At 32.6% G+C, this 8,870-nt stretch carries 7 protein-coding genes; 4 read left to right on the top strand and 3 right to left on the bottom strand.

Annotation, left to right across the window (positions count from 1 at the left end; genetic code table 11):
• From PHC28_RS11740 to PHC28_RS11730, 3 genes are all read right to left on the bottom strand, one after another.
• Window positions 1-453 (bottom strand): YceI family protein (locus PHC28_RS11740; protein ID WP_300100462.1); only part of this gene is annotated, 453 nt, incomplete at its 3' end.
• 24 nt (window positions 454-477) lie between these two features.
• Window positions 478-1,110 (bottom strand): NAD(P)H-dependent oxidoreductase, encoded by a 633-nt coding sequence (locus PHC28_RS11735; protein WP_300100459.1) that lies wholly within the window; start codon window positions 1,108-1,110, stop codon window positions 478-480.
• Between the two features lie 16 nt (window positions 1,111-1,126).
• Entirely contained in the window at window positions 1,127-1,582 is a 456-nt protein-coding gene (locus PHC28_RS11730) for a MarR family transcriptional regulator (RefSeq protein WP_300100456.1), read from the bottom strand.
• Window positions 1,583-1,900: 318 nt separating this feature from the next.
• Here PHC28_RS11730 and PHC28_RS11725 point away from each other — a divergent pair, with 318 nt between their 5' ends.
• The 4 genes from PHC28_RS11725 to PHC28_RS11710 form a co-directional block, all read left to right on the top strand.
• Complete coding sequence (locus PHC28_RS11725; protein WP_300100453.1) at window positions 1,901-2,218, top strand: rhodanese-like domain-containing protein; 318 nt, start codon at window positions 1,901-1,903, stop codon at window positions 2,216-2,218.
• Between the two features lie 51 nt (window positions 2,219-2,269).
• Window positions 2,270-3,850: an NADP-dependent glyceraldehyde-3-phosphate dehydrogenase gene (locus PHC28_RS11720; protein ID WP_300100448.1), complete on the top strand. Its 1,581-nt coding sequence runs from the start codon at window positions 2,270-2,272 to the stop codon at window positions 3,848-3,850.
• 209 nt (window positions 3,851-4,059) lie between these two features.
• Window positions 4,060-4,482 (top strand): cytochrome c, encoded by a 423-nt coding sequence (locus tag PHC28_RS11715; protein ID WP_300100444.1) that lies wholly within the window; start codon window positions 4,060-4,062, stop codon window positions 4,480-4,482.
• 1,124 nt (window positions 4,483-5,606) lie between these two features.
• Window positions 5,607-8,870, top strand: a 3,264-nt coding sequence (locus PHC28_RS11710) for an HYR domain-containing protein (RefSeq protein WP_300100441.1), incomplete at its 3' end; no start/stop codon positions are given.

The following is an 8,870-nucleotide window of genomic DNA, read 5'->3' as shown; positions in this document are numbered from 1 at the left end:
TAAAGTTGTAGTAGCAGTATTTCCGTTTACTGTGATGTCAAAAGTAACTGGGTTTGTTATTCCTTTTATAGTTAAATCTGCTGTTACAGTATAAACATCTTTTGCTTTAGCTCCAATTGTCTTGAAAACTAAAGTTGATGTTGGGAATTTTTCAACACCAAAAAAATCATCAGATTTCAAGTGTCCGTTCAATTTTGCTAACCAATCACCCGTAAGATCTGTTGAAGTTAATGAAGTCATATCAGATGTAAAAGTTCCACCAACTAATTTTTTTCCTTTAAAAACTAAAGCACCATCTTTAATATTTACGGTTCCGTTATGTTGTCCTGTTACTTTTTTTGCTAACCAGTTGATAGAACTTTTAGAAGCATCCACTTTTTTAGTTTGTGCTGTTACTGATAATGTAGATAAAACTATTATTAATGCTAATGCAATTGATTTTATGTTTTTCATTGTTTTAAATTTGTTTGTTAATAATTAAAGTGTGATAAATAATTCTTCGGTTGATTTTCTTACTTTTTTGTAATGTTGTGTTGCATCTTCTTCGCTTCTGTATCCTATTGGAGCTAGTAATGTTGCGTTTAAACCTAATGCTTCTAATCCTAAAATTTCATTTACTTGAGCGGGTACAAAGCCCTCCATTGGAGTCACATCAATTTTTAATTCAGCTGCTGCATTCAATAAATTTGCTAATGCTAAATAAGTTTGTTTCGATGTCCAGTTGTTTTTCATTTCGTCGGTTAATGAAAGGATGTTGTTTTTCATCAAATCACTATAACCTGATAAAGCGTCAGTTGGAATACCTCTAGTTTTACTAACATTATCTATGAAAGCATCAATTTTAGTTTCTCCAAAATTAATCTCGTTAGCAAAAACAATAAGGTGTGACGCATCAACTACTTGCGATTGTCCCCAAGAAGCAGGTTGTAATTTTGCTCTTAATTCAGGATTTTCTACAATAATAACTTTGTAAGGTTGCAAACCATAAGAAGAAGAACTCAGGCGAATGGCTTCTTTTAAGGTGTTTAAATCTTCAGTTGTGATTTTTTTTGTGGAGTTGAATTTTTTTGTTGCATATCTCCAGTTTTGGTTGTCTAAAAAAGTACTCATAATTTATTGTTTGTGTTTATTGATTTCTGAATTTTTCTAATAATTGATTTAATAATTCTAATTCTTCTGCATTTAAATTTTTTGAGAAGAAATTTTCGTGTTCTAGTACTTTTGGATCCAATTCTGTTAAAACATCTAATCCTTTTTGGGTGATTAACACTTCAATTTTTCTTCTGTTTTCTGGACAAACATTTCGAGTGACTAGATTTTTTAATAATAATTTATCAACTAATCGAGTAGTGTTGCTCGTTCTGGCCAGCATTCGTTCCTGAATTACACACATATTAGCAGGATTCCCTTTTTGACCTCTAAGTATTCTCAATACATTATATTGTTCTCCTGATATTTCGTAGGGTTTAAGTATTTCATTGAATTTATCAGCTACAACATTTTGTGTGTACAAAATATTTAGAATAATTTTTTTCGAATTATCTAAAGGAACTGTGCTTTTTATTTCTTCTTCAATTTTCATATTTGTATATATGTAATTTGTAGGTACAAATGTAGTAATAATTTTAATTGTATATACAAGTGTCTGTTATTTTTTTGTTAAATAAAATTTTTTTGAAAATAATTCATTTCTCGCAATCGTATTCGGTTTTATTTTTTAATTCTAATTACGGATGGTGGAAATTTTCATTTTTATAATAATAATGTATTGATAATTAATAAATTGAGGAATCTTATTTAGTAAAATTTGGACTTGATAATTGTTTTTAGACATAAATAATTCACAAAACGACTGTAGATTGTTAGGTGAAAACTTTGTATTTTTACCAAAAACAAAACGATGAATTTGACACAAGAAGATTGGGTTTCTCAACTGGAATCTGATGAAAACACAGTGATACTAGACGTTAGAACGGAAAATGAATGCAATGAAGGAATTATTCCAAACTCCATAAATATTGATATTTACAAAGAGCTGGAATTTATTCAAGAATTAGAACTGTTAGATAAATCTAAAAACTATTATGTTTATTGTCGTTCAGGAGCTCGAAGTGCAAAAGCTTGCGATGCAATGAATAACTTAGGTTTTGAAAACACCTACAATTTGCTTGGAGGATTTTTAGGATGGGATGGAGAAATAGTTTCGCCAGAAAATTAGAAGAGGCCAAAGCCTCTTTTTTATTTATAATTAAAATAAAAACACTTTATAATGAATGCAATACCTCAAGAATTTCAAATTAACTCTTTACTTATTCAAGATACTTATTTAGTCGATGGCGAATTAAAAAAATGGAAAGGAGAAACTACTCCTGTCTATTCAACGATTTCATCTACTGAAAAATACGAACCAACTTTGCTTGGTACCATTCCGTTTATGGGAAAAAAAGAAGCTATGGAAGCTGTCGATGCTGCCGATGCCGCATTTAATAATGGTCAAGGTTTGTGGCCAACAATGAAAGTGGCTGATCGTATAAAATGTATGGATAATTTTGTTACTCAAATGAAATCCACAAGAAGTGAAGTAGTGAAGTTGCTGATGTGGGAAATTGGAAAATCATTGGGTGATTCTGAAAAAGAATTTGATCGAACTGTAGAATATATTTATGACACCATCGAAAGCTATAAAGAATTAAATAGCCGTAGTGCTCATTTTTCTAAAGTCCAAGGAATCAATGCGATGGTGCGTCGTGGGCCACTTGGCGTTGTTTTGTGTCTTGGGCCATACAATTATCCTCTAAACGAAACTTTCTCCTTGTTAATTCCAGCATTAATTATGGGAAATCCTGTGATTTTCAAACCAGCTAAACATGGAGTTTTATTAATTTCACCTTTATTAGAAGCTTTTAAAAGCAGTTTTCCAAAAGGAGTTATCAATATATTATATGGTCGCGGGAGAGAAGTTGCATCGCCAATAATGAAATCTGGAAGAGTTTCTGTTTTAGCTTTAATCGGAAATAGTAAATCGGCGATTGCTTTGCAGGATTTGCATCCAAACAAAAATAGATTACGTTTAATTTTAGGTTTAGAAGCTAAAAATCCAGCTATTATTTTACCTGATGCTAATTTAGATTTGGCAATTCAGGAATGTGTTGCTGGTTCATTATCTTTTAACGGGCAGCGTTGCACAGCATTGAAAATTTTGTACGTTCACGAATCAATTGCCGGTGAATTTAATAAACGATTTGCAGCCAAAGTTGATGCGCTTAGTTTTGGAAATCCTTGGGAAAATGGAGTTTCGCTTACGCCATTGCCAGAAAGAGAAAAACCAGCTTACATTCAGGAATTGATAGATGATGCTATGAGCAAAGGAGCAAAAGTAATCAATGCAAAAGGAGGAGAGCTTTCGGATAATTTTATATTTCCAGCGGTTTTGTACCCAATAAATAAGGAAATGCGTGTGTATCACGAAGAACAGTTTGGTCCAGTTGTACCAATTTTGACTTTCAAGGATATTCAAGAACCGTTGAATGATATGGCGGAATCTAATTATGGACAACAAGTAAGTTTATTTGGAAAAGACATTAAAACAATTGCACCACTAATCGATACTTTAATTAATTTAGTTTGTAGAGTAAATTTGAATAGTTCTTGTCAAAGAGGACCTGATGTTTTTCCTTTTACCGGAAGAAAAGATTCGGCTGTTGGAACTTTGAGTATTCACGATGCGTTGCGCTCTTTTTCAATTAGAACCTTTGTGGCTTCAAAAGATAACGATTACAATAATGCCATTTTGCAAGAATTATTGAATAGTAAAGAATCAAATTTTATCAATACGGATTATATTTTGTAGTTTAAAACACAAATGTTTAAAAAAGTTTAGGATGGATAAATTTAAATTTATATCATTGTATTTAATGAATTAATAGTGTTTAAATTCAATTTTTTAAAATTGTCAAATTGTTTAATTTTTTTGCAATTTTGATTAATTTGTGATAAATATCATTAATTTTATCAAAAAACTGTAGTAACTTTACTTAACTTAATCTAAACTTTATTCCAATGAAAAAAAATTGTTCTTTTTTAGTAGTAATGACATTAATTTTTATGTTTAGTAATAAGATTGTAGCACAAGATAACAATAATTGGGTTGCTCCAGAATATGCAAATAAAATCAAAAATCCATTTATAGGGAATGGGAGTGCAACGGCTGATGGAAAGCGAATCTTTGGCCAAATGTGTGTTTTATGTCACGGTTTAAAAGGAGAAGGTAATGGAGAGGCTGGTTTGAGTCTTGAGAAAAAACCTGCCAATTTTCTTGCTTTGAAAGTTGTAAACGAAACAGATGGTGCTATTTTCTGGAAAATTACACACGGTAAAGCACCAATGGCTACTTACGAAGAATTATTGACAGAGGATCAACGTTGGAAATTGGTGAATTATATTCGTGAACTTGAAATAAACAAGAAAAAAAGTAAAAAATAAAACATAATTTATAGCTTATAAAAAATCCTCATAATCATTTGATTATGAGGATTTTTTGTGTAGTAAAGTCAGTTTTTTTGGTTTTTTATAATTCTGATTTAAAATTTTTTGAGTAAAATAAATCTTAAGTCTTTAGGATAGCTGATTTTAACTTTTTGAAATTATATTGAGGTTTCTTGGTTTACTGTATTTTCAATTTAATGATGTTGTTGAATGTAACCTATTTAATTTTTGTTATTATTTTCCTTTAAATGGTCTTGGCTAGGAATTAATTAATTCGGTGTAAATATGAAGTTGAAATATTAATTATTCAACGCTAATAATTAAGGACACTTTTCCATTCCTGTTATAGCTGTTTTTTTACAACTTATCAATAAAAATAGCACCAAGATACTTAATGATTTTTTGATGTGCTGCTATTTTTAATCTTTCTAAATTACATAAAAAATGATTTAAATGATATGATTTAATGTCGATAAACGGTATCTTTATCGGATAAACTGCGTTTTTATCGGATAAACGACATTGATTGGTGTTTTTGTAATAAAATTATGTGGTTTAAAATCATTTTTTTTTAAATCGATAAAGTTGTTAATTGATTGATAATCAAACAGATGGTTTAATTTACTGATTGGAATGTTAATTAAAAAAAATGGGGATTACCAATGTGATTTATTCGCTTAACGGTAGTTGTCTTTTAGATTTTAAGATTCATAAATCTGAAGAATGGAAATTTTATAAAGCAGTGCTTATGCCTATTTTTACTTATTTTTTTATTTTATTACAAAAATATGTTCTCCTAATTTTAGCAGTAAATTTTCTATTTGTTATATATTATACAGATAGAAACTCGCTCTATTTTTTTAAGCTTTTCATTTCACAAATTATAACTTCAGTATTATTTACTTCAAAATTATTTTGGGAGTATAATTTTATTGAATTCTTCCATTTCTGCACTATTTTATTTTCATTAGTCATATTTAATGTGATATTAAATTCAATACGAAAACAAAGACTTTATGTTTTTCGTTGGAAGGTTTTGCACTTAAGACCTTAGTTTTTTTAAGCATTATAAAATAAAAATCTTTTTACCCCATATATTTTCCAAGCATAAATTAAGTATTATGAAAAAATATCTACTTACCCGAATAGAACAAAATAACAGTATTGTTAAAAATTTGTCTAGAATGCTTTTTCTAGGATTGTTTCTAACATTCGGATTTGTGCAGCAGTCCTACGCACAAGTTGATGCTTTCATAACGAACCTTGGAGCTACAACTATTTGTCAAGGTCAAAGCACTACCTTTCAGGTTATAATTAGTGCAAGTGCTAGTCCATATACTGTAGTTTATTCGGATGGGACAAGTAATTTTACGGTTAATAATTATACCAGTAATGGAGACCCAGAAAGTCCTGGTTATGGAGGAGATGCAATATCAGTATCACCAACATCAAGTACAAATTACACCTTAGTTAGTGTTACAGATCAATACAGTACTTCTTTGCCGGTTAATCCTGCAACATTTACAATAAATGTAAATCCGCTTCCAACTAGTTTAAGTGTCACAGTAAATCCAGTTTCGCCAGTTTGTCCAGGAGTTAACTTTACGATTTCGGCAACTGCAACTAATGGTAGTACTTATGAATTATGGAATCAAGCCAATACTACTAAAATTGGCGATTTACCGTATATCACTTCAATCGTTTCAAATACAACTTATACAGTAAGAGCAATTAGCAGTTTTGGTTGTACAATTTCACAGCCCCTAACAGTAAATGTTGACAATGTCAAACCAGTTATCACTTGTCCTGCAAACCAAACTATTAATCCGAATCCTACTTCAGGTTGCTCTGCGGCTTTACCAGATTACAGAAGTTTAGTGACGGTAAGTGATAATTGTACAGCCACAGGTTCGATTGTTTTGGTTCAAAGCCCTGTCGCAGGAACACTAATATCTGGACATAACACCAATCAAACGGTAACAATTACAGCTACAGATGCTTCAGGGAATTTTGATTCCTGTAGTTTTACAGCTATTTTGATTGATAATATTAATCCAGCTATAAGTTGTGTATCAAATCAAAACGTTCCTGCTAGTGCAAGCTGTACTTACACCAAATCAGGAACCGATTGGAATCCTGTTGGGACAGATAATTGTACTGTAGCATCAACTGTATATACACTTTCAGGAGCAACATCTGGAACTGGGACAAATCTTGACGGTGTTGTTTTTCAACCAGGAACCACAACTGTTACTTGGACAGTTACTGATGGGGCTGGTCTAACAGCGCAGTGTAGTTTTAATGTGTCTATTACTGATACAGTAAATCCAATAGTAAACTGTGTTGCAAACCAAACTGTAAATACGGATAATGGAGTTTGTACTTATACTAAAAGTGGAACTTCTTGGGATGTTACAGCAAGTGACAATTGTACAGTAGCTTCCATTTCGTATGTACTTAGTGGTGCAACAACAGGAACGGTTTTAGCTTCTTTAGATAATGCTGTTTTTAATAAAGGGGTAACTAATGTTGACGTTACTGTTGCTGATGGAGCTTCAATACCAAATACAGCAAGTTGTAGTTTTACGGTTACGATAAATGATGTACAGCCACCATCAATTACTTGTCCAGCCAATATTTCTCAAAATATAGATGCTGGAGAATGTGGAGCAGTAGTTACCTATACTGCACCAATTGGGACAGATAATTGCTCTGGAGCATCTACTGCACAAACAGCAGGATTGGTTTCAGGTAGTGTTTTTCCTGTTGGAGAAACCACAAATACATTCGAGACTACTGATGCTTCAGGGAACAAAACTTCTTGCAGTTTCACAGTAACAATAACTGATAATGAGTTGCCAACGATAAGTTGTCCAGCCAATATTGAGGCGAATGTAACTACTGGAACTTGCGGTGCAGTAGTTATCTATACAGCACCTGTTGGAGCTGATAATTGTGCAGGAGCAATAACTACACAAATAGCAGGATTAGCTTCTGGAGCTACTTTCCCTTCTGGAATTACTACGAACACTTTTAGAGTAACCGATGCTTCTGGGAATTATATCGATTGTAGTTTCACAGTGACAGTAACAGATAATGAAAAACCAATTATTTCGAATTGTCCTTCAAATATCACTCAGACAAATGACACGAATCTTTGTAGTGCAGTGGTTACTTGGACGGAACCTACGGCTACAGACAATTGTACTTCATCTGGAAGTTTAGTTTGGACAAAATCACATACACCAGGTTCGGTTTTTCCTATTGGAACAACCACAGTAACCTATACAGCTACTGATGCATCTAATAATATAAGTGATGTTTGTAGTTTTGATGTTACTGTTACGGATTCTCAAAAACCAGTAATTACTGGATGTCCAGCAAATATTACCAAATCAAGTGGAGTAGGTGTATGTACTTCAATAGTTTCTTGGACAGAGCCTTCAGCAACAGATAATTGTACCGCTTCTGGAAATTTAATTTGGACAAAATCACATACTCCAGGAACCTTGTTTTCTGCAGGGACAACCACAGTAACCTATACAGCTACTGATGCTGCTGGAAATATAAGCAATGTTTGTAGTTTTGATGTTACGGTTGTCGATTCTCAAAAACCAATTATCAGCGGTTGTCCAACAAATATTACAGTTGTTAATACTACTGGATTATGTACAGGAATTGCCACTTGGACAGAGCCAACAGCAACTGATAATTGCACCGCTTCCGGAAGTATTGTATGGACAAAATCACATTTGCCAGGAGATGTTTTTCCTATTGGGACAACCACAGTAACCTATACTGCCAAAGATTTGGCAAACAATACAAGTACTCCTTGTTCCTTTAATGTAACGGTTACTGAAAGTGAATTTCCAGTTGCGACTTGTAAACCTGCAACTATTTATTTAAATGGTTCGGGTGTTGCTACATTAACAGTAGCCGATGTTAATGATGGTTCTACTGATAATTGTACTGCTCAAGGAAGTTTAATTATAACACTTAGCAAAACAACTTTCAACTGTTCGAACAAAGGAGATAATACTGTTGTAATGTCTGTTAAAGATGCTGCAGGAAACACTAGTACTTGCAATGCAACTGTGACAGTAGTTGACAATACAGCACCAACGATTACAGCATCTGCAACTACAACAACTTCAAGTGTTAATGAAGATTCAGGTTTGTGTTATTATGTGGTAAAAGGTTCTGAATTTGACCCAATTATTGCCGATAATTGTACTGGAACTATTCTTTCCTATACCGTCTCGGGAGCAACAACACTTAGCGGAACAGGATCATTAACAGGCATACAATTGCTTGCAGGTGCGAATCTAATCACTTGGACAGCAGTAGATGCAAGTGGGAATGCAGCTTCAGCACCTTTGACCTTT

Origin of the sequence: Flavobacterium sp. (assembly GCF_028712645.1) — a bacterium.
Lineage (GTDB): Bacteria > Bacteroidota > Bacteroidia > Flavobacteriales > Flavobacteriaceae > Flavobacterium.
Note: the sequence above shows the minus strand (reverse complement) of the source record. Positions and strands in the feature narration are given on the sequence as shown.

Coding starts and splice junctions, on each gene's coding strand:
- PHC28_RS11735 (WP_300100459.1), bottom strand. CDS start 1,110: ATGAGTACTTTTTTAGACAACCAAAACTGGAGATATGCAACAAAAAAA.
- PHC28_RS11730 (WP_300100456.1), bottom strand. CDS start 1,582: ATGAAAATTGAAGAAGAAATAAAAAGCACAGTTCCTTTAGATAATTCG.
- PHC28_RS11725 (WP_300100453.1), top strand. CDS start 1,901: ATGAATTTGACACAAGAAGATTGGGTTTCTCAACTGGAATCTGATGAA.
- PHC28_RS11720 (WP_300100448.1), top strand. CDS start 2,270: ATGAATGCAATACCTCAAGAATTTCAAATTAACTCTTTACTTATTCAA.
- PHC28_RS11715 (WP_300100444.1), top strand. CDS start 4,060: ATGAAAAAAAATTGTTCTTTTTTAGTAGTAATGACATTAATTTTTATG.